Here is a 23,794-nt window from a genome sequence, read left to right on the forward strand (position 1 = left end):
CGTTTTTGTTGATTGTTTAGTGTTTACGAGGAGGAGTTACTGTGATAGTAGCTTCTCTTTCTTTATGATATAACAGGAAAAAGATATTAATCAATATTTTATCCCTATATTTGTCGCGCTATTTGCAGAATACATTTTTTAGAACTTTTATTTATCCTTTAGAATTTAGTGTTTTTAAAAAAATATGCCTAAAAAGGTATGAATTTGAACTTTATTTTACTGATTACTACGTTCCTTGTTATTTTCCCTGATCATTCTTCCGGATACAACAAGGAGCAAAATGATGAAATCTTAATTCATCAAAATAAGTACCCGTCTAACAAACCGGCTAATTTGTCTCCAAATGATAACCAATTTCATTTCATACGTCCTTTTGCGTTAAAGACCAATTTGCTTTTTGATTTGGCTACAATTATAAATATTGAAGCCGAAATTCCTGTTGGTTCTCGTTGGTCGGTGGCTGGCGAATGGATATTTCCATGGTGGGTATCGAAAAGCAAACAGCGTGCTTTGCAGGTACTCTCCGGAAATATTGAAGCTCGTTATTGGTTTAAACCAAACTATGGGAAACAAGATGCCTCACTAATCGCTCACAACCCAATGACCGGCTGGTTTACCGGCCTTTTCGGTGGCGGCGGATTGTATGATGTTGAATGGGATAAAAAGGGATATCAGGGCGAATTCTTTATTGCAACCGGTATAACAGCAGGATATGCGGCTCCGTTGTCTCGAAATTTAAATATGGAGTTTTCTTTGGGTGTTGGTTATCTCAAAACACGCTACCGTCATTATAACGCAATTCAGGATGAAAATAAGGAATGGCATCTAATTAAGCAATACCCCGGCAATTATACCTGGATAGGCCCTGTCAGGGCAAAAATATCGTTGGTGTGGTATCCTCACTTTAGGAAAAAGCGAGGCAAATAAAAAATGAAAAAAGGAATGCGCTATATAAGGTTAATGCTACTTATGACAATGGTACTAAACTTTTTGAGTTGTGAACGACGTTTTTTGGAAGAGGAAATAAAAACACCCGATGGAGCTAAAATTCCTGTTACAATATATTGGGAACGGGCCAATATTATACCTCAAAATGTCACCGTATTGGTCTATAAAGAAGATGGTGACTTATTTTTAGAAACTTTTTTCGAAAACGCAGGAGCTTCCGCCTATACGGAAATATACCTGCCGGTCGGTACTTACTCCATAATCAGCTTTAACGAAAAACGCGACCAGATAGATTATGTTCGCATTCGGGGATACGAAAACCTGTCCACATTAGAAGCATACGCTACAACAGCTTCTGCCGTTTATGACACACAGAGCAAATCGGGTGGTGAGTCGATCGTGGAGCAGCCCGGAAGGCTTGCCGTAGCTAAAACAACGGTTACAGTTAATGAAGATGACGTTGAACTGTGGCGCAAGCATGCGATAAATCAAACGCAGGGTATTGGGAAAGCCGCAGATGAAGAGTCTGCTTTGCAGGTTCAATTATGGCCTGTGCTGAAAATAGCTACAGTCAATATAACAGTACATGTTGCCGGTCTGAACAATGCACGTATGCCGGCCTTAACAGAATTAAAACACATGGCTGGTGGTTATCTTTTAGGGATGGACAAGAACACATCGACACCGGTAACCACCCAGTTCATGCTGAATAACAGATCGTATAATAGCGGATCGAAAACGGAAGGTACTATATCGACAGTTATCACCTCATTCGGAATACCGGGAAACCGGAACGAAATTGAAGAAAACGCGGACAAAATACAGCTTGACCTTGCATTTCAGCTTGTGGATAAGGAACGCACAATTGTCAGCTTTTCTTTAGATGTAACAAAAGCATTAAAAATAGCAATAAACGAAAACGGTGTAGTGACAATAGATTTGGATATCAATCAGCTATCATTTCCCGAAGTATGGCTTCCGGACGTAATACCGGAAGGCGGAAATAATAACGAAGGAGGCTCCGGAATAACATCCGACCTTATTGATTGGGATACAATCATTGTTCCTATCCCTTTATAACAAACAATTTAGAATAGAACTTGAATTAATTAACACTTCAAAAATTTCAAAAATGAAAAAAGTAATGTTAGGCTTTGTAGCATGTGCCTTTGTTTTAACAAGCTGCTCACAGAATGATATTTTAGAGAATACAAATGAAGCGAATGCAATCAGCTTCAGCAACCTGAATGACCGGGTAACGAAAGCAGCAAACGACAATACAGATGATTATGCTGTTTATGCTATCCGTTCAAACGCAACAGACGTATGGTTTATGAACAATATCAAGGTTTCAGGAGCAGACGATACATATTCTCCCTTGCAATATTGGCCTACCGGAGGAGCTACCGTTAATTTCTATGCATTTGCCCCATACCCCGGTGGAGCAGTTGTAAGCTCTGCAATCGCAGACTCTTTGGCCTTTACCTATACGGTTCCTACAAATGCTGATGAAGATTTCACAATTGCAACCCCGGTTAGGGGCGCTACATCTGGTGGAGCATCTACACCGGTTGCATTATCCTTCAATCACATGTTAACTAAAATAACAATCGAAGCTGATTTAAAACAAGAGTTGAAAGATGCCGGTTATAGCATTACTTTTGCTTCTGCAACGTTGGGTGTTCCCTATAAAAAAGGAACCGGCAAGCTAACAACTACTCCTATAGTTGATTTGACAGCGGAAAAAGATACCGCTACATATACAGGAGCAAAGACTTATATGTTCATACCTCAAATATCAACCGGAACGACTCTTCAATTAAACAATGTAGTTATTAATCACAATGGCGTAGAATATTGGAGCGGAGACTTGAAGGCATATAGAGTAGTAACAGGCAATATTGCAGCCGATAAATTTAAACGTAATACGCATTATACTATTGTTTTCACAATTGATCAGAATGCTGATAGCCCTACAGATGGCCCTGTATTCGGTGAAGCAATAGAATTCAGTTCCTCAGTGGCAGCAAACTGGGATTCTGCTAACGTACCTGTTGAACAACCCTAATCCCTGAAATCTATTTCGAAAGAGCGTACTATACCAATTACGCTCTTTCGAAAACTCTTGATCTAAAAATATTTTAATTAGTACTTAATTCTTTTATAATAGTACTTAATTTCATTTATATAGTATATTTCTCTTTTTCCATATATATAGAAAAACAGTTTGACAGCTGTGGAAAAACTTTACCACAGTTATAGAAAATATTTTCTACAACTGTAGAAAAAGAAAAAGAAAGGTTATCCGGAAAAAAATATAGGTATAGATTGTTTTAATAAACAATACAAAGAATAATTCAATAGAAATAAGACCAACCAAAGGAATGAAACGTTTATTATTAATAGTATGGACTGCCCTATCCGTCATTTCATGTAACAAGGTATCCAACGAAGGTGATACAAATTCCACTTTACTTAGTTTCGGCGCAAAAGAAGCCGTGTGGACTACTACCCGTGGATTCGATTATACCGGAGATTCAGGCAACCCTATACCGGATATGTTGGTGTATGGCTATTATACCGGAACAAAGAAATGGGCAGCTGAGCGTACTCCTGCATTCCCCTTATTTATGAACGCAACGGTGGTAAACAACTCCTCGGGAACATGGACTTATAGTCCGCCGCACTACTTCCACCCTACCGGATATCACTCCTTCTTTGCCTTTGCACCCTATCTGTTGGTTGCGGCAGACAGTCGTAACGACTTTTATTTTCCGATATCTTCCGAAACACCTGTTTTAAAATACCATTTGCCTGATGACATAAATAATCACGAAGACCTTCTCTTTGGATATAATACGGATATTGAAAATGGAACAAACGTTGTTGATATAGCGTTTAAACACATAACCTCCAAAATAACATTTAGTGCCCGTGTGGCTGCCGGATATACTTCAACGGTAAAGATCAACTCAATTTTACTCAACAATATATATACAGAAGCTACAGCCGGAGTCGAAAACATATCCGGTTCGTTAGACATTGTATGGGGCAACTACAACGATCGGCGTATTGTTGCTGCTACTAAAAATAATCACGGATTAAAAGATATTGTATTGACAACCACTATGCAAACAATATCGGAAAAAGCCATATACATGATTCCACAGGAAATCACAACAGAAACATCGCTTACATTATCTGTTTCTGAAATTTCAGGTGGTACAGAAAGAACTTATTCAAAAACATTTTATCTCGGAGCTACAACCTGGTTGCCGGGAAAGGAACTTAATTTCCAGATCACCTACAATGCTGCCGGAACTGAGATTTTATTATTAGTAGATCCCGGAACGGGCGATCCGGAATCATTAACTCCTATTGCATAATAGGCTTCATTGAAAATGGAAAAGATGATGAAAATACAGAACTTCATACAGAATAGGTTTCAGCTAAACCGAATTATACGTTTACTGCTTATTCCTCTTTTTGGTATAGTGGGGATAACTTCCGTAGCGGGACAGGCTATAAACATAGTAGACTATGTAACCCCCGGATCGTTCACCTATACTGTGCCAAACGGTGTAACCGAACTGGTAGTAGAATGTTGGGGCGGCGGTGGCGGCGGAAGTGCTGCCATCGGTATGCAACTGGAAACGCCTGCTCCGGGAGCCGGTGGTGGCGGCGGTGCTCACTCCCATAGTGTGATAAAAGTTACTCCGGGACAAACCTTATATGTAATAGTGGGTGCCGGAGGTGCCGGGGGTATCAGTCCTTACAACAATGATGGCGGTGAAGGACAGCCGGGACAAAAAACGATTGTTCGGAATGCGAATGGCGAAGAGCTTGTTGTAGCCGATGGAGGACGAGGAGCTACTTTTCGCAGATTGATTCATGGAGGAAGCAGAGGTGGAGACGGAGGTGGTTATATCGGGTCTAAAGGAACTGTAATCCATACAGGCGGAAAAGGAGCTGATGCAGGCACTAACTATTCGGGAGCCGGAGGTGGTGCCGGGGGGCGAACGCATGAAGGCTATAATGCAGATGGTATAAATGCCGGAAGCGCCGGAAGTTGTTATTGTGGAATTCCAGGTGCCGGGGGAGCCGGCCGGAATACGACAGGAACCGGAAATCCCGGTATAAACACAATAAATCCAAACAGAGGAGTTGTTTATTCGGGCGGCGGTGGCGGCGGTGGTTTTGATGAGTTTTGGCACACGGCCATCGGAGGGAAAGGAGCCAATGGACATATACGTATCAAAGAGCAGCAGGTAATGGAAGAAATCAAGGGAACTCCCTACATGGAGGTTGGTGAAACAATCCAGTTGACCCCTCCTTTTTCCGGAGGAGAGTGGAGAAGTTCGCTTGTAGAAATCGCTACGGTAGATTCTACCGGATTAGTGAAAGGACTTTCTGTCGGAGAAACAATTATTACTTATTCAAGAGGAAACTTTCTCAGCAATCAGTCTACGGAATTTCATCTGTTCGTATATCCCAAAGGGCAGAGCATCTCCATCACCGGATTGAGGAGTTATTGTGCTAATGGTACTAACCATATAGACCTGGAGGCATCTAATCATATGGGAGGCGATGTGTTTTGGTATTGGACAGGGCCCAATGGTTTTACATCGGCAACTGCCGGATTTATTCGCCCGGCCACAGAGGCGAACGCCGGAACATATACGGTAACAGCAAGTAGGTTGGCTACAGGCACCGCAGGACAAAATCTGATTATTAATGGTGACTTTGAACGCGGAAACAGTGGGTTTACATCAAATTATCGTGAAACGCCACATTCGCAAAACGGAGAATATTATGTTGGAACAAAACCAATAGTATGGGGATTTTCCGGATGCGACGACCATACATCAGGCATTGGCAACTATATTAGCTTACGTGGAACCCCTAAAACAGGGCGTACCCTGTGGAAACAAACAGTTAATAACCTAAAGCCAAACACGAACTATCAGTTCACTTATTGGATGCAGTCCATGCAATACGCCCAGACCCCTATTCCTCAAAATCTTAAGATACAGGCGCAGATTGCAGGCAAGAATATAGGAGCTGTTTTTTCCAAAGAATCATCAAAAACCTGCCATGGTTGGACCGGATTTGTGTACAACTGGAACTCGGGCACAAATACATCTGCTGAGATTAGTTTGAACCTCCATGAAACAATGAGTGAAGATTTTCAGATCGGATTAGATGATATCTCATTAAGGGAAATTGATTCGGGAGAGTTTGCGGTTATTACAGCCAATGTTGAAGTTCAGATTGGAACTTCATTCGTACCAAAAATTAAACTGATATCAACACCCGAAATCCCTTTAGTCGGTAAAAAGAATACATTTTTAGCTTCAACCGAATTTGCCGGTTTGGATCCTACCTACAAATGGTATGTAAACGGTTTGGTGGTTAGTGCAGATAAAAAACTGATAACGTATACCTCTTCAACCCTAAAAGAAGGTGATAAGGTAATGTGCGAGTTAATACCCGATATAGGCTGTGCAATGCCCGGACCTTTTTATTCTGATATAATCACAGTACAAGGCAGTGATAAAAATTACTGGTTGGGTTATACTTCAAGTCAGTGGTTTGTAATCGACAACTGGACTAAACTAAGAGTGCCATTCCCGATGGAAGACGTTGAATTTGCAACCTTAGAAAACAGTGGAAAAGAAGCTCAAAGAGATTTAGAAACTACCGAGCCTGAAGTAACGATAAAAGATTACATCAATAAAACAGATAAAAAACTAATCATTGCACCGGAAACATCATTAACGATAACCGGAAATATCGACACGAACGATGAAAACAAAATCTTGATTCAAGCGTCTGACGGAATGCCAAACGGATCGTTAATAATACCCAACACCACAGCCCCGTTAGCTACGGTAGAGATGTGGTCGAAAGCATGGATAGAGAATGAGGCTGCTTCGGACAATAAAATGAAATGGCAATATTTCGGTATTCCGGTTACAAACCTAAGTGCCGCTGCTCCGACATTTTCCGGTGCTTATGTTCGCGAATACGACGAAGTAAAGGCAACTACAACCCCCGGTTCTCAGTGGAATGCATTAAATGGAAGTTCCGCTATGGCCCCTTTTGCAGGATACGAAATAACGCAGCCCCAGCCTAAGAAATACAGTATAAGCGGTACATTGGTAAAAGAACGTTTCTCGAAAGTGCTGTCTGTAACAAACAATTCCTACTATAAAGGCCAACATATCTTCTCCAATCCTTATTCCGCCGCGATTGACATAAACAAGATGTCTTTCGGTAGTGCTTTGGATTCAACGATATACCTCTACAATACAGGAAGCTATGCCGAGTGGACAGAAGGCGTACGCAATAGCGGATTAGGAGGAAGCTATACAGCCGTGCCCCAACACCAAGCAACAACCATGGGGATAAATATACCTTCTATGCAAGGTTTTTTAGTGCGCGTACTAAAAGGAGAAGGATCAGAAATCGACAGAACCTTGAGTTTCGACTATTCGGCGGTTGTTAAAAATACAAATTCTTTAAGATCAGCCGTAAATAAAACCTATCTGAAAGCCACACTTGTAAGTAACCATTACACAGATCAGGCTTGGTTATTCGAAGAGTCACATTGCACAACCGGCTTCGATAACGGTTGGGATGGATTTAAACTGTTTTCATCTGCTGTTAACGCGCAATTCTATATAACAGGGAAAGGAGAAAACTATCAGGTGAGCTCTACGGATAGCATTGAAGGTACATGTTTTGGTTTTCATGCAGGAGAAAAAGATACAATCTACAAACTTCTTTTTGAAACAAAAAATTTAAGTCTGCAATATGATTCACTGTTTTTAATTGACCTTGAAACAGGAATAGCAACAGACCTTCTTTTGACCGATAGTGTTACCTACGAATTTACAGCCGTTCCGGGTATAAAAACAACAGAACGCTTTAAGATAACCTCAAATCCGGCTAAAGACACCATAGAAACAACCTTGAATGGTATCTCTGTATATGTAAACAACCAAACAGTTTACGTAAACAACCAAAACACAGAAGCCGGACAATTCATCATTTATGATTTACAAGGACGCATGGTATCACCAGCCCATAAATTCGCAGCCAACACCCTTACAGCAACCCCCGTATCACTAATGCCGGGAATATACATCATCAAACTAACAACCGGAAAAAAAGAAAAAATGACCAAAGTCATCTATCGTTAACCAATCGCAAAACAAGCAACAACCCCTTTTTGGTGTTATTGCTTGTTTGTTTTGTTAATAATTATTCTTAACAAACCTGATTTTCAACACAAAAATACATAAAGGATATTTTCCGAAAAATATCCTTTATTTTTGAAAAAATAAAGGATATGTATAAAAAGATAAAGGATGTATTTTGGGAGAGGCATTGTGTTGTGTAATAAAAACTGCTACAAGTCGCTTTGAGAAACTTTTTTTGCTAATTTTGCGGTTTATTTAAAAATACGGTAGAACTGATCGGGTTGTATCGGACTTTAGAACTCAAAATAACAAAAGATAAACACTATGGGCATGAAAAATGACAATTTGGAAATGGTGGATGATTTTCAACCTGTTCAACAAACGGATTTGATTTATGGTATTGATGATCGTCCGCCATTTAAAGATGCTTTTTTTGCCGCTCTACAACATCTTTTAGCCATTTTTGTGGCTATTATCACTCCTCCTCTTATTATAGCCGGGGCTTTAGGGCTGGATTTGGAAACAACAAGCTTTTTAGTGTCTATGGCTTTGTTTATATCCGGTATCTCTACTTTTATACAGTGTAAGCGTGTTGGCCCGATGGGGTGCGGACTTCTTTGTATTCAGGGAACGAGTTTTTCTTTTATCGGTCCGATTATTACGGCAGGACTTGCCGGTGGGCTTCCTCTAATATTTGGTGTTTGTATTGCTGCTGCTCCATTTGAAATGATTATTAGTCGTACGTTTAAATACATGCGTACTATTATAACACCGTTGGTTTCCGGAATTGTAGTGTTGCTAATCGGGCTTAGTTTGGTTAAGGTTGGTATCGTTTCTTGCGGAGGTGGTTATGGTGCTATGGAAAACGGTACGTTTGGGAGTTTGAAAAATATAGGTATTGCTGCTACTGTTTTATTTAGTGTACTGTTTTTTAACAGGAGTAAAAATAAATATCTGAGAATGAGTTCGATTGTTTTAGGGCTTGTTTTGGGATATGGACTTGCTTTTGCTTTGGGAATGGTGGATATGACAGCTGCTTCATCTCAGAATCTGGGCGGATTTACTGTTCCGGTTCCTTTTAAATATGGACTTGATTTCAGCTTTTCTTCGTTTCTGGCAATTGGATTGGTTTATTTAATCACTGCTATCGAGGCCACCGGTGATGTTACGGCTAATTCGATGATTTCAGGAAAACCTATTGAGGGTGAAACCTATGTTAAACGCGTATCAGGTGGAGTTTTAGCTGATGGTTTTAATTCAATTATTGCAGGTGTCTTTAATTCGTTTCCAACCTCTATTTTTGCACAGAACAATGGAATTATTCAATTAACCGGAGTTGCAAGCCGTTATGTTGGTTATTATATTGCAGGAATGTTAGTGCTGCTGGGCTTATTTCCGGTTGTAGGAGTGGTTTTCTCGATGATGCCGGACCCGGTTTTAGGAGGTGCTACTTTGTTGATGTTTGGAACTGTTGCCGCAGCCGGAATACGCATTATTGCTTCACAGGAAATCAACCGCAAGGCTACATTGGTATTGGCGGTAAGTTTGTCGCTGGGATTAGGAGTTGAATTAATGCCGGGTATTTTGGATACTGCCCCCGAGTTTGTGAAAGGGCTTTTTGCTTCCGGCATTACAACAGGCGGACTGGCTGCTATCCTTGCAAATATTTTTATACAGGTTAAAGAAGATAAAGTAGCATAAAAACACAAATATGGAATTACTTAAACGACGCATTGAGCAAGATGGTAAATGTTATGAAGGCGGAATTCTTAAGGTAGATAGCTTCATTAACCATCAAATGGACCCGCGGCTAATGTACCACATTGCTGAAGAGTTTGTAAAGAGATTCGAAGGTGTAAAGATTAATAAAATAGTAACCATTGAGGCAAGTGGAATAGCTCCTGCTATTTTAGTAGGGTATGTTATGAATCTGCCGGTTGTATTTGTGAAGAAAAAGCAACCTAAAACAATGGAAAATATGCTTACCACTACGATTCATTCTTTCACGAAAGATCGTGATTACACCGTGTGTATAAGTAATAATTTTCTTCAACCGGAAGATCATATTCTTTTTGTTGATGACTTCCTGGCTTATGGCAATGCTGCTCTTGGTATGATAGATCTTGTGCAGCAATCAGGTGCTACTCTTGCCGGTATGGGCTTTATCATCGAAAAAGCGTTTCAGGATGGCGGTAAAATTTTAAGAGAAAAAGGTGTAAGGGTTGAAAGTCTGGCAATCATTGATGATTTATCCGACTGCAAAATCGTTATTCGCTGAACATTGTAACTCTTAAAATAGTATATCTTTAGTATATTTGTATCTTACTTTAAATAAGATACGGATTATGAAAAGAGTACTTATCCTTTCATTTATTGCTTGCCTTTCTCTAACGGCAAGTGCTTTAGACGATCAGACAAAAAACGCTCCTCGTCTGATAGTAAGGGCTGATGATATTGCTTCTTCCCGAGCAGCTAATATTGCATGTATGCAGACTGCTTTGGATGGTATTACTACTTCCATAGAGGTTATGGTGGTTTGTCCTTGGTTTCCCGAAGCTGCCAAATTATTAAATGATAACCCTACGATTGACGTAGGGTTGCATCTCACCATTACAAGTGAATGGGAGAATATTAAGTGGCGTCCGCTAACTAACTGTCCCAGCCTGACCGATGCGAACGGATATTTCTATCCTATGATATCGCCTAACGCTTCTTATCCGGGACAATCTATCACAGAAAACAAATGGGAGCTAAAGGAAATAGAACAAGAATTTCGTGCGCAGATAGAGTTGGCTTTAAAAAACATTCCTCAAATCAGCCATCTCTCCGGCCACATGGGATCCATGTCTTTTGATCCTAAAGTTTCAGAAATGGTTGCGCGTCTTGCTGATGAATATAATCTGACTACGGTAGATCGCAAAGAATCAATGAATCAGTATCAGGTAGAGTTTGTGGGATACACAGGGTCAAATAAAACATACGAAGATAAAGAAAAGAGCTTTCTGGCCACTTTAGAGAAGTTGCAATCAGGGAAAACATACATTTTTATTGATCACCCGGCGTTGGACAATGAAGAAATGCAGACTGTAGGTCATATTGGCTACGAATGGGTAGCCAAAGATCGTCAGGGGGTGACCGATCTGTTTACTTCCGATAAAATTAAAAACACGATTAAAGAAAAAGGCATTCAATTGGTCACTTATAATGAAGTAACAAAGGCTTTGCCAAGAACTACTCCGGAAGCAGAGAAGGTTTCGTTGAAGAATATTCAGAATTATCTGGCTGATGTTAAAAAGCACAAGCAGGATCTGCATAGCTTAATGATCGTTCGTCATGGAAAGGTTGTATACGAGGAATGGTTTGGAGATAACGCGGCTAACAAACCTCATATTCTAAATTCTGTAAGTAAAACATTTACAGCTACAGCTATTGGTTTTGCCGTTCAGGAGAAATTAATAACTGTTGATGACGTTTTGATAGATTACTTCCCGGATTACCTGCCGGCCGAAGTATCCGAAAACATGAAAGCGGTTAAGATCAAAGATCTGCTGACTATGTCTGTCGGACACGATAAAGATCCGACAAGTGCTTTTTTTGAACAAAAAGTATCGGTTGAATGGGAGCGATTTTTCCTTGCTACTCCCGTTGTGCATAAACCGGGAACGAGATTTGTTTATAATAGTATTGCCACCTATATGCTATCTGCTATAATTCAAAAAGTGACAGGTCAGACAGTAGAAGAGTACCTCTACCCTCGCCTTTTCCGCCCTTTAGGTATTGTCGGAACCAAATGGGGAAAGAGCCCTTCAGGTGTAAACTTCGGAGGATGGGGCTTATATATTAAAACAGAAGATATGGCTAAGATGGGGCAATTTATGCTGCAAAAGGGTATGTGGAATGGAAAACAATTGCTTTCTGAAGCCTGGTTTGACGAAGCTACCACAGCTCATATTCAGCAACCTCCTATCTTGACAAAGGAAGGAAAAGAAGTAAAAGATAGTGATTGGACTCAAGGTTATGGTTATCAGATTTGGCGTTGTCGGCATAATGCTTACCGTGCAGATGGGGCCAATGGGCAATTCATCATCGTTATTCCCGAAAAAGATGCTGTTATAGTAGCAACAGCAAATATAGATGATATGCAAGCCGAAATCAATTTAATTTGGAAGCACTTATTGAAAGGGTTTAAATAAAAAAAGAGGGTTTTTCAACCCTCTTTTTTTATTTATAATAGATTATACTGATTAATATACATATTCAGCTTTATTCAAAAAGTCATAACTTTCTTGTACGCTGGCAACAGGATCGTTGTTTGTATATTGTTCTACTTCAACATACCAATCCTTAACGTTGTTAGCCTTCATTTGTTCGAAGATAGGTTGGAAATTCATTTCTCCACTTGCTCCGATTTCTTTTTCGTCTTTAATATGGATTGTTTTGAATTGGCTTGCGCGAGATTTCAAATAAGCAACCGGATCTTGTCCACCTTTCATTACCCAATAAACGTCCATCTGGAAGAATACGTGGTTAGGACTAACATTGTCTAACAAATAATCATAAATCACATGATCTTCAACCTTACGGAATTCGAAGTCGTGATTGTGATATCCGAAAGCAATACTTGCAGCAGCAGTCTTATAACCTACAGTATTGAAATAGTCGCAATACATTTTCAGGTCGTCCAATGTTGTTTGGTCATTAACCGGCATCCATGGTTGAACCATATATTTAACACCTAATTCATTGTGAGCTTCAATAGCCTGATCCCACCATGACATTACTTCCGCCTCTTTTTCTTTCGTAAAGGCCTGTCCTAAGTGAGCACTTGTACATTTCATTCCAAGGTCATTAACTATTTTCTTGAACTCTGCCGGAGCTAAACCATAGATTTTACCATTATCGTATCCTGCGGTTTCAAGGTTTTTATAACCCATTTTAGCTACAGTTTCAAGAACAGCTTGAATACCTGATTCTTTCACCATGTCTCTCAATGAATATAATTGAAGACCAACAAATTTAGCAGATCCTGAGGCATTACCTGCACATGATGATAATAACTGAGGTGCAACAAGTCCACCTGCCAACATAAGAGAAGCACTTTTCAAAAAGTCACGTCTGTTTTGCATAGTATTGTTAAATTAAAAAATTATTCATTCGGGCAAAAATATAACTATATTTTCTGTTTTTCACCTTTTTCAATAGAATTCTTTATAACATACAAATATAGTATCCTTTTCTCACCTATTCAAATCATATTGTCGCTTTCAGACTTCTAATTATCTGATAACGATAAATAATGCAGGCAGAAATAAAGTAAACGCCTGCTTGTATCCATAGCATACGATATTCATCAGCAACTTCATTGAGGCTTGCACCGGAGGTATTGATCCGGATAAAACCTTGTACTCCCGGGGTAGACGGAAAAAAACAACCCAATGCTCTCCAGAATTCGGGGATAGCTTCTTTTGGCCAGGATACACCTGATATAAACAGCAGGATAACGGAAGTAAATACAAATACCAGCATAGGCGATTCACGGGAAGTCATAAAGCCGGAAAGGGTCATCGCAAAAAAGATCGATGCTGCGAGGAAAGGCAAAAGAAATAGCAGAATTACACCCGGGTTACCTATTTGCGGGAAAGCAAACAACCTGGGAACAACGGTAATTACCCAAATACATACAACGGCATACAATACCATGTATGACAATGATTTCCCCAAAACAATTCGTAGCGTACCTTTAAAATGCCTATTCGATGGAACCAACGTGTGTAACTTGTTCTTCTCACGGGCCGTACCTCCCAACATGCCAATTCCCAATAACAGTGTTTGTTGTATCACTAATATTAATATTGCAGGTACCAGAAAACTGGCAAACCCCATCTGACTATTATATAAAGCTATGGATTCATAGGGAACCGGATCAATCTTTATCATTTCTGCTTGTTGTGAAACAGCCGGATGTAGTTCGGATACATACTCTTTCCCCAGATCAAAAGAGACTTCCGTTGCAGCCAGTAGAAATGCCTTATAGAAGAGTAAGCTGCTCATATCGGCAAACAACGAAATTTTGGTTTGTCTACCCGAATTAAGGTCTTTACTAAACGTGGATGGGAAATACAGGATCCCGTATGCTTTTTTTTCGTCCAGCATTTGTTTCGCCTCATTCATATCTTTGCACACACTAACGACGTGTACATCGGGAGTTGCATTTACTCTTCTTGTAAATTCACGACTTAAATAAGTGTCAGAATCATCTACAACAACCATTTTAGCTTCGTGTACCACCTCGTTATTATAGATCAGTGCATACACTAACGGATAGGCAAAAGGAACTAAAAAAAAGAAAACAATCACGCCGCTGTCTTTAAATATATTTTTCAGTTCTTCTTTCCAGATATAGAAAACATCTACTATACCTTCCTTTATCCTATTACTTAAACGATATCCGTTGCCCATTGTCTGTCTTTTTTTAAGGAATGTATTTCATGTAAAGCAATGCTTTTTTGAGCGTCTTTCCGATTAGGAAAGGAAGGATCAGGAAAGCAAGTAACCACAGATATTCACCCAAAGAATAATATAAGTCACGTCCATTCAAAGCCTGATCTATATAAATCAGAAAATAATGCCGTAATGGAAACAAATCGGATAAAGCCTGCAAGCTGGGGTGCATTGCCAGTACCGGAAAGGAAAATCCTACTATTGAGAAGGAGATCATGCCAAAGAGGCTGGCAAAACTAAGTCCTAAACGCAAAGTAGGCAATACACCTATCATAAATATACCAACTGCCTGCGAAGCAATAACCAACAAAAACATGGCTGTCAGCATTGGTAACCAGCCGGATTGGAGGGGAAAGGAATTAAATCCGTACAAAACAGCACACATCATGAATCCCACTATTGTAAATATCACCGTATGAGGCAATAATTTACCTAACAACGATTTAAATAAACATCCTCTACCCATTTGCAACCATTCTACGGCAGTATCGTGCTTTATTTCTATGCCAATACAATAGACTGTCATCAGAAAGATCATCAATTGTAATATGCCGGGCAAAATTGTATTATTTAAATAAACGGAATAGTTCAGCCAAGGGTTTCCTAACGCATGGGTATCTATACTTATCGGTTGTAGCTGTCCCATGATCTGAGCAGTCGGCTTTCCTTGTGCAACTCCGGTCTGTAATCCCACGGAAGCACCTGCAAGAACCGAGATTGTTTTCATATCCCGGAAAAGCAATGAAGCCGCGATCAGATAGGTTCCGTTGGTATAGAAAGACAACTTCGGTTGCTTGCCTGAAGCAGCTTCAACCGAAAATCCTTCGGGAATATAATAAATTCCATATACTTCTCCCCTTTGCATCGCAATTCGAGCCTCAGAAAAAGAATTCAGATGTTGAACAATTTCAGTTTGCGAAAAGGCATCTAACTGACGGGTTAAATTACGTGAGGTAGATGTTCGATCCAGATCAACAACCGCAACAGGTAGATCAGTAGGTAGTCCGCTATGCATTAGTGAAAGAAAAAACACAACACTAATCAGCGGAGCAAGCAGCATGCATACAAGATAAAGTCGATTTGCCAACAGTCGTTTTACTTCTCTTGCAGCAATTGCACGGACACCATATTTCGGTTGCCCGGAATTCATAATAATTTATTTCCTTTTTTCTTCAGAATAACAGACATACCCGGACGAAGTCCTTCTACAGTCTGATTCGGGCGAGCACGCACCTCAAATGTTTTCACATCGTATTGTCCGGTGGTTTTAGTTGCTTTCCAGGCCGCATAGGTTCCCATATCTTTCATATAATAGACCGTCATAGCTACTACCTGATCACCTAATGCCGGAATAAAAGCATTTATTTCGCCGCCTATTTTGATTTCCGGCAACATATCTTCGCGTACGCTAAAAGTTACCCACATGTCATTCATATCTACAATATTCATAATCGGTGCTCCGGAGCCTACCAACTCTCCTACCTCAGGAAAACGTTCTACAACTTCTCCATCAATGGGAGATAACAACACAGATTCACTTACGTAGGCTTCTACTTCAGCTACAGCTCCTTCGGCACGTTCCAGAGTTGCTGCCGCAGCGGCTTTGTCTTCACGTCTGGCACCTTCACGCGCTAATTCATATTGTGACGCAGCAGCTTTGGCTGTAGCTTCGGCGGCTTTATAGTTTGCTTCAGCTTCGTCTTTTTTCTGGGCAGACATAACCCCTTTTTCAAACAAACGAAACACCCGTTCATACGATTTCTTTGCGATATCAAGTCCGGCTTGTGCTTTTTGGCTCATTTCATAAGCAGCCGCTATTTCCTGAGTCCGGGCTCCGGCTAACGCTTTATCTTTTTGGGCGGAAGCCGCGGAGTGCAAAGCTTCTGCCTGACGTAGTTTGGCCTGCACTTCCGGAGTGTCCAGAAAAACCAATGTGTCTCCGTATTTTACCCGATCGCCTTCTGCCGCGCGGTAAGCTGCTATTCGTCCGGCTAATTTACCGGATACCCGCACTTGTGTAGCTTCGGCCTGCCCCATGATCACATCGTCAGACGGTGTTAAAAGAAAAAAGCCGGCAAGTGCTACCAATCCGATTACAACCAGTACAGTAATAAATGCCAGCATCATATTGCTCATCGAAAACTTTTTTGCTTCGCTCATATTCTGTTGCTTTATTTTTTTTACTTTTCTACGTTTAATTTGCCCATTGACTTCATCAGGTATACTTTAGTTAGTTTCACCTCGATTTGCGCGTCTATCAGATCTGATCCGGCCGACATCCATGCGGTTTGCGCTTCCATCAGGTTCAAAGTGGGAATTACTCCTTCATTAAATCCGAGATCGGCATGACGAAGATTTTCATCCGCGCGTTCTTTATTTCTCATTGACGCAGTCAGCTTTTTGTTTGCCTCGTTCAATTTATAAATGGATTGATTAACCTCAAGTTCAATTTTTTCTCTCGCATTTTCCAGTTCTAATCGTTTAATTGTGGTTTCCGCTCTTGCCGCGTTGCGCTTATGCGTTCCTTCCCACCAACCGGATAAGGGAACCTTCAATGCAACTCCTACATTAAACATACCTCCGAACTCATTCTTAAATCCATTAAAAGAATTGGGATTTGTGACCAAATAATTTGCCATCAACGCCACATTCGGCAACATATCGGCCATTACGATAGCCTCTTTCTTTTTGTATATACGAGTGGCGAGGTCTAAGCTTTTTAATTCCAAACGATTCAGAAACGCTTCATTCACATTGCCTTCCTGAAAAGCGTCATTCATAGGCAGATCAACTAATGTTTCATCATTCAAGGCAAGCTGTTCGTGCATAGGTAGTCCACATAGCTGGGCCAACAGCATACGCGACAAGGCAAGTCCGTTGTCTACTTTCGTTTGCGCCATTTCAGCTTCATTCAAACGAACCTTTACCGAAAGCCCGTCTGCCTTCGTAGCCACTCCCTCATTGATCATTTCAGTCACATCCGAATCCATTTTTTGCAGTAAAGTCACGTAAGAATCTGCCAATTTCTTCTTGTTAACTAAAGAAATAACTTGCCAATACGTTTCATCTGTTTTGTAAATTACCTCTTGCAGTTTCAGATTGTTCATGGATTCTGCCAATTCCTCAGCATATTTGGCTATCTGATTATAAGAAACTATTTTTCCACCCATAAAGACCGGCTGTACCAAAGAAACACCGGCAACCCATACATTTTCAATATCCAGACGCGTAGCTTCTTTAACCTGTGGAGGAATTAAGGCGGAGATATCACCTAAATGTGTATAATCTACCAAATTTATATCTTTTTCGTTCCAAAGATAAGTACCCGTGGCAGATAACTGGGGAAAGTATTTGGTGAACGCGGCTTTTTTTTCAGAAGATGAAGTTTTAACACGCTCACCTGCAATTTGTAACTCCTTATTATTTTGAACAGCCAGCCGTCTGCACTCCTCGAGACTAAGCTTTTGTTGCCCACTCAATGAAAAGGCTATCATTGAGATTGATAACAGAAATAGTAATTTCATATTTTATCTCTTTTAAGAAAATTGATAAAAAAGAAGAAGAAAAAGAAACAGAAAAATACGTCTTTATTTATCCAGCGTAAACGATTTTTTACCGATCAAATTACCGTCGGCAAAAATATCCACCCGGTAGGTACCCGGAGATAAAAACTCTTCAATATCCCAATACATTACCACCGGAAGCTCTTCTCCTTCATATTCAATAACTCTTTTTATCGAATAGTTTATTTCTTTTCCTTCAAAACCAAATACATTCGTACGGTTTTTAACTAAAATATCATCATCAGGTTTCATGATACGTACATAGACCGTTTTCTCGCCAACCGGAGCCGTAATGTTTTTCGTGATTGTAAATTTGATCACAAATTGCTCCATCCTTTTAATCCGATCTACCGTTTTTCCTCTTGAATTCACGGGAGTAACCGATATAGCGGCAGCATCTAATTTGCTGGCTAATGTAACCCGTTCCGTCAGTTTTTCCTTGTCTTTTGTCAATCGAGCCGCAGTAGATGATGCTTGTTGGAATTTCTTCACAACCTCCTTGTTTTCCTGCTTAAGTTGCTCATTTGCAGCGTTTAATGAATCGATTTGCATTACATAATTACGCATTATACTACGTAACGTAGCTAACTCTTTTTTCAGTTCATTGATTCTTTTGGAATTGCTTGCCTTTACCGTACGAAGCTCTTCGAGCAATCTCTGTACTTTGGCCTGTTCAGTAGAAAGCAGAGCGACTAAAGAGTCGTTTCCGACCTCAAACTTATAGCCTTCATATTGCAATGACAGTTCGTTATATTCATCTTCAAGCATTTCCTTATCCAGGTCAAAAGCCTGTGTAATGTCATTTATCTGTTCTTTCTGATGATATATATAATAGCCCCCTCCCGCAATAATCAGGATCAATACAACGATTGCTACAATAAGCATCGAAAGCTTCTTTACTTCCTTTCCCTCATTCTTTTCTGCGTTCATACGGTGAATCTTCTGTTTTTTTTTCTGATGCAAAGGTAAACTTAATCGAACGATTAAGAAAGTCTATAACTTTTATTTACAATTTTTTATTGCAAAAATAATAATCTAAGACAACTTGCCGTATTTCCACACGCCGGATAAAATAATAAAGGATATCTTTTTTGCATATAGAACAGGAAGGAGATGCCTATATTTGCAGTCAAAACGAATATACATGAACAATTATACAATTCTTATCATTATAGCCGTCTATTTCTGTATTCTTCTCTTGATATCTTACTTTACAGGACGTAGAAACTCAGACAATGATGCTTTTTTTCGGGGAAACCGGCAATCTCCGTGGTATGTTGTTTCAATAGCAATGGTGGGCGCTTCGCTTTCCGGTGTTACGTTTGTGTCTGTTCCCGGAATGGTGCGGAGTATCGATATGACTTATATGCAAACCGTGTTCGGGTTCTTCTTCGGCTACATTGTCGTGGCTAAAGTGTTGCTTCCACTTTACTACCGACTTGAACTTACCTCTATATATACCTATCTGAGAGACCGGATTGGGGTAAGAAGTTATAAAACAGGAGCATCGTTTTTTCTGTTATCCAAAATTATCGGAGCTGCCGCCAGACTCTACCTTGTCGTCTTAATTCTGCAAACCTATGTGTTTGATGCCTGGAATATACCATTTGCAGTAACTACCACCATCAGCATCTTTCTTGTCTGGCTTTACACCTACCGAAGCGGAGTAAAAACCATTATCTGGACAGACATGATACAGGCATTGGCACTTGTTGCCATGTTGATTGTTGTTATCTGGCAGGTAGCAGCCAAAATGGAACTGAATATGATTGGTATGGTGCAGACCATAACAGCAAGTCCGCACTTCCGCATCTTTGAATTTGATGATTGGAGCAGTACACAACATTTTGTAAAACAATTCTTCAGCGGCATATTTATCGTTATCGTGATGACCGGGTTGGATCAGGATATGATGCAAAAGAATCTGACCTGCAAAAACCTTCGTGAAGCGCAAAAGAATATGTACACCTATGGCTTCGCTTTCACTCCGGTAAACTTCCTGTTTCTATCACTCGGTATACTGTTAATTACACTGGCAGCACAAGAAAACATCACCCTCCCACAATTAAATGATGAAATAGTACCCTTGTTTTGCACATCGGGCATATTGGGCAGTTCGATTCTTATTTTTTTTACGATTGGAATTATCGCGGCGGCATTCAGCAGTGCCGACTCTGCGCTAACGGCGTTAACTACTTCATTTTGTGTAGATATTCTGGGAATAGAAAAAGCAGACGCTGAAAAAGCAAAAAAAACCCGTATGCGGGTACATGTACTAATCGCAATACTTTTTGCGTTGATTATTCTCGTGTTCAAATCAGTGAACAACAGAAGTATCATCGACGCTATATACATGATAGCTTCCTACACATACGGTCCACTGTTAGGGCTGTTTGCCTTCGGACTCTTCACCAAGCGTAAACCCAAAGACAAATACATCCCCTATATCTGCATCGCCTCACCCATATTTTGTTTTGCCCTCTATCACTACACTTTACAAACAACCGGTTATGCTTTTGGCTATGAAATATTAATGCTAAACGGTGCATTAACTTTCATCGGTATATGGGTGCTATCCATGAAGCCAAACCTAAGTAAATAAGTTTTCTTATTTTCCGGAAGTACGGCTTTGTTCAGATACAAAGAAGCCTCCGGAAAACAATATTCCGAAGGCTATCCTCCTGTTTATTTTGTTGAATATGATTTTTTAATAATTACCTTTCCATCTAAATCAATCACTTCCAAATTCATTTTATCCCCTTCAGCTTTAACCGAGACAACACTATTATTTGAATTGACTAATACAGGAAACTGAATCTTTGAACTTGATTCTTCATAAACGTTACGATGAAGATGCCCACAAAGCATCAAATCAACCCCTATCTCGTTTAAAATAGGAACAAATTTATTTAAAACCTCCTTTTGTCCATGCCAAATGCCCGGAGAATTTAACGGTGGCATGTGCGCAATAACAACTCTGAATTTTGCCTGTTTAAAATCTTCATTCTTATGTAATTCTTTCATCCATTCCACCTGATCAGTTCTATAACCATCATAATCAGTAATATTACTATACTCTATGTCCGAATCGGGCTTATCTTCACCCGTATCCAACAAAATAAAGCAAACAGGACCCTGTCTGAAAATATAATATAGAAACGGTTCTTTAGGCGAAAAATAATTTTGGAAAGACGTTGCAAACTCCCCACGGGTTTCATGATTTCCGCGTGCATAATACATCGGTTTTTCAGCGGCAAACAAATCAATACTTTCTTTCATAAAACCATCAAAAATTGTTTCCCGGTCTTTGAATACCGAAACCATATCCCCATTAAAAAGGATTAAGTCTTTGTCCTTATAATTAGCCGCGTTTAATAACTTCGTAATTACATTTTCACGTCCATGGATATCGTTTACCATTAAAAATGACGTTTCATTTTTATTCGGATCACAAGTTGTAAAAACCAAAGGCTTCTTATTATAAACATCAGACGCGGCCACCTTACCGTAAATCACGGAAATACCTTCGTGCGAAAGCACTTCTTGAGAATAAATTCGATACCGGTAGGCAGTACCCGGAGCCAGATTCTTTACCTTAACAGCATGAAGCAAAGAAGTATTCTTAACGCCATTAGTAGTATCGAAAACTTTCGCTCTTTCCTCACTGTAAAAATGAGACCCATCATTGGGCGCTAACTCAACCCAACCAACAGACGGCTTGTCAGACTCCCAAACAATTGTAGCCTCCGTATCCTTTACATTTTGCAGATAAGGACCATAAAGAATCTTTATCTGAGCACATAGTAACTGAGACGTAACCGCAAGAACAAAAGTGTAAATTGCTATTTTCAACAAACGCATTGTAATTGTATTTTTAAATTAATAACCATCATTTTGAACCAATTTAGGATTCGCATCCATCTCAGCCTGCGGAATCGGTAAATGAAATTGTTTTTTATCGAAGTAACGAACCTCTACTAAACGATCCTCACGTGCTGCATTAAGATTAATAACAGTTCTACGATCCGGATCTGGTTCATTATAATTTACTGTTCCGCACAAACGAAGCAAATCACCCGGCATAACAGTTTCTGCTACTTTTTTACCTGTTTTTGCACCGTTCGAATCATATTCATCCCAACGAACTATATCTTCATATCTAAAACCTTCACCAGCCAGTTCTATTGTACGCTCCCTCCTTACCAACTCACGAATCTTTGCTTGTGTATTATATTTAGTTCTATCTACTACAATATGGCCACCACGAAGACGAATAAGATCAATAATATCAATCGCTTCAGATAAATTCTGATTTAATTCCACCAAACACTCAGCCTTTGTCAATAAAACCTCTGCATAGCGGAATATTATTGGACATAGGGCATCGTCATTCATAGAAGTCGAGTACTGAGCTTGATTTGGATACAAATACTTGGCCCATAACATACCCGTATGAGAAGCATTATTCGCTGCAATATAATAATCATTATTTAATGCACCATTAGGTAACGTTTTATCCAACGTATTAAATATACGCGGAACATTATTACGACCTATCCAATCCTGACCGGAATAAATAACTGTATTTTTTAAACGAGGATCACGATTATAAAACGGATGAATAGGGTCATAACCGGACTCTTCTTCTGTAATGGTTTTTCCATTTGACATTTCAAACATATCAACTAAATTCTGCGTTGGAACAAAGCTTGCCCAGCCCCCATCAGCATTATTATAAAAACGTATTACATCTGTATATTTAAATGTAGTTTTCAGATGCTGATAAGAATAAATAATTTCCTTTGAATTCTGGCCATACATAGAAAATAGATTAATAAAGTCTTTATCCAATTCATACTGACCTAATGCAATTACTTTATTAGCTGCATCTAATGATTCTGAATAGTTACCCCACAATAAATTAAATCTGGCAATTATAGACAGAACCGCACCTTTAGCAATACGACCTTTCTTTGATGGCTTTTCTGCAATATTTTCTGCACACCAATTTAATTCGTTCATGGCAAATTCTTTCACTTTTGCTTCCGGCTCCCTCGGAAGTTGTGCTTCAACTGCTGATTGAGGAATAAAATCCATTATAACAGCATCTCCATACCAAGTAGCTAAATACGCATGGTGATAAGCACGAATTGTACGAACCTGAGCCAAATACTCTTTTTTTGTCTCATCAGAAAGTTCAGATGCCGGAATCTTATCAATATTATCAATTACAAAATTACAACGACGAATATTTTCATACTGATAATAATTTGGCGTTGAAAAAGGAGATATTGCACCATTACCAGCCATTTTAAAACTTGAGGCATTGGTGTAATTAAATCCTATATCGGACATACAATCTTCGTAGAAAATAAATTTTGATCCTAAAAGATTATTTACCCACCATTCATAAGCAGCTGTTACAGCTGCATCCGCATCACTTGCCGTTTTCCAAAACGTTGAAGGAGTTAATTGATCTTTAGGGTATAGATCAAAAAAATCATCACAAGAAGTGAAGTATACTGTTCCAATCAAGCAAAATGCAAGACTTAATATTTTTTTTAGTTTCATAGATAG

Annotated in this window: 17 protein-coding genes; 9 read left to right on the forward strand and 8 right to left on the reverse strand. The window is 39.6% G+C overall.

Translation table 11 applies throughout. The features are described 5' to 3' along the window. Window positions 1–198 precede the first annotated feature (198 nt). The 8 genes from B9Y81_RS06385 (at window position 199) to B9Y81_RS06420 (ending at window position 12,346) form a co-directional block, all read left to right on the forward strand. Window positions 199–927: a DUF3575 domain-containing protein gene (locus B9Y81_RS06385; protein WP_085536171.1), complete on the forward strand. Its 729-nt coding sequence runs from the start codon at window positions 199–201 to the stop codon at window positions 925–927. A gap of 3 nt (window positions 928–930) precedes the next feature. Continuing rightward, window positions 931–2,028 carry a DUF5119 domain-containing protein gene (locus B9Y81_RS06390; RefSeq protein ID WP_085536172.1) on the forward strand — a complete coding sequence of 366 codons (1,098 nt, stop codon included), beginning with the start codon at window positions 931–933 and terminating at the stop codon, window positions 2,026–2,028. Between the two features lie 52 nt (window positions 2,029–2,080). Further along, a complete protein-coding gene (locus B9Y81_RS06395; protein ID WP_085536173.1) occupies window positions 2,081–3,016 on the forward strand; it encodes a fimbrillin family protein in 936 nt (311 codons plus the stop codon). Between the two features lie 316 nt (window positions 3,017–3,332). Further along, window positions 3,333–4,334 carry a fimbrillin family protein gene (locus B9Y81_RS06400; protein ID WP_085536174.1) on the forward strand — a complete coding sequence of 334 codons (1,002 nt, stop codon included), beginning with the start codon at window positions 3,333–3,335 and terminating at the stop codon, window positions 4,332–4,334. Between the two features lie 24 nt (window positions 4,335–4,358). Next, window positions 4,359–8,153, forward strand: a complete 3,795-nt coding sequence (locus B9Y81_RS06405) for a glycine-rich domain-containing protein (RefSeq protein WP_139822899.1) — start codon at window positions 4,359–4,361, stop codon at window positions 8,151–8,153. A 330-nt stretch (window positions 8,154–8,483) separates the two neighbouring features. After that, entirely contained in the window at window positions 8,484–9,854 is a 1,371-nt protein-coding gene (locus tag B9Y81_RS06410) for a nucleobase:cation symporter-2 family protein (RefSeq protein ID WP_085536547.1), read from the forward strand. A gap of 10 nt (window positions 9,855–9,864) precedes the next feature. Further along, a complete protein-coding gene (xpt, locus tag B9Y81_RS06415; RefSeq protein ID WP_085536176.1) occupies window positions 9,865–10,431 on the forward strand; it encodes a xanthine phosphoribosyltransferase in 567 nt (188 codons plus the stop codon). Between the two features lie 67 nt (window positions 10,432–10,498). Beyond that, on the forward strand, window positions 10,499–12,346 hold the full coding sequence (locus B9Y81_RS06420) for a serine hydrolase domain-containing protein (RefSeq protein WP_085536177.1): 1,848 nt from the start codon (window positions 10,499–10,501) through the stop codon (window positions 12,344–12,346). A 51-nt stretch (window positions 12,347–12,397) separates the two neighbouring features. Here the strand turns inward: B9Y81_RS06420 and B9Y81_RS06425 are convergent, their stop codons facing one another. The 6 genes from B9Y81_RS06425 to B9Y81_RS06450 all read right to left on the reverse strand — a co-directional run bounded on the left by B9Y81_RS06425 (window position 12,398) and on the right by B9Y81_RS06450 (window position 19,147). Continuing rightward, window positions 12,398–13,279, reverse strand: coding sequence for a sugar phosphate isomerase/epimerase family protein (locus B9Y81_RS06425; RefSeq protein WP_085536178.1), 882 nt, complete (start codon window positions 13,277–13,279; stop codon window positions 12,398–12,400). Window positions 13,280–13,403: 124 nt separating this feature from the next. Next, complete coding sequence (locus tag B9Y81_RS06430) at window positions 13,404–14,612, reverse strand: ABC transporter permease (protein ID WP_085536179.1); 1,209 nt, start codon at window positions 14,610–14,612, stop codon at window positions 13,404–13,406. 13 nt (window positions 14,613–14,625) lie between these two features. Next, the gene (locus B9Y81_RS06435) at window positions 14,626–15,804 is read right to left on the reverse strand and encodes an ABC transporter permease (RefSeq protein WP_085536180.1); all 1,179 of its coding nucleotides are present in this window, start codon (window positions 15,802–15,804) and stop codon (window positions 14,626–14,628) included. Further along, window positions 15,801–16,814: an HlyD family secretion protein gene (locus B9Y81_RS06440; protein WP_085536181.1), complete on the reverse strand. Its 1,014-nt coding sequence runs from the start codon at window positions 16,812–16,814 to the stop codon at window positions 15,801–15,803. The genes B9Y81_RS06435 and B9Y81_RS06440 overlap by 4 nt, the downstream gene beginning before the upstream one ends. A 20-nt stretch (window positions 16,815–16,834) precedes the next feature. Next, entirely contained in the window at window positions 16,835–18,178 is a 1,344-nt protein-coding gene (locus tag B9Y81_RS06445) for a TolC family protein (RefSeq protein ID WP_085536182.1), read from the reverse strand. Window positions 18,179–18,241: 63 nt separating this feature from the next. Then, window positions 18,242–19,147 (reverse strand): GumC domain-containing protein, encoded by a 906-nt coding sequence (locus B9Y81_RS06450; protein WP_085536183.1) that lies wholly within the window; start codon window positions 19,145–19,147, stop codon window positions 18,242–18,244. A gap of 214 nt (window positions 19,148–19,361) precedes the next feature. Here B9Y81_RS06450 and B9Y81_RS06455 point away from each other — a divergent pair, with 214 nt between their 5' ends. Next, window positions 19,362–20,819, forward strand: a complete 1,458-nt coding sequence (locus B9Y81_RS06455) for a sodium:solute symporter (protein WP_085536184.1) — start codon at window positions 19,362–19,364, stop codon at window positions 20,817–20,819. Window positions 20,820–20,902: 83 nt separating this feature from the next. Here the strand turns inward: B9Y81_RS06455 and B9Y81_RS06460 are convergent, their stop codons facing one another. Next, window positions 20,903–22,078 carry a purple acid phosphatase family protein gene (locus B9Y81_RS06460; protein WP_085536185.1) on the reverse strand — a complete coding sequence of 392 codons (1,176 nt, stop codon included), beginning with the start codon at window positions 22,076–22,078 and terminating at the stop codon, window positions 20,903–20,905. 18 nt (window positions 22,079–22,096) lie between these two features. Continuing rightward, window positions 22,097–23,788 carry a RagB/SusD family nutrient uptake outer membrane protein gene (locus tag B9Y81_RS06465; RefSeq protein ID WP_085536186.1) on the reverse strand — a complete coding sequence of 564 codons (1,692 nt, stop codon included), beginning with the start codon at window positions 23,786–23,788 and terminating at the stop codon, window positions 22,097–22,099. Between the last annotated feature and the right edge of the window lie 6 nt (window positions 23,789–23,794).

It is taken from the genome of Massilibacteroides vaginae (assembly GCF_900178525.1).
Lineage (GTDB): Bacteria > Bacteroidota > Bacteroidia > Bacteroidales > Tannerellaceae > Massilibacteroides > Massilibacteroides vaginae.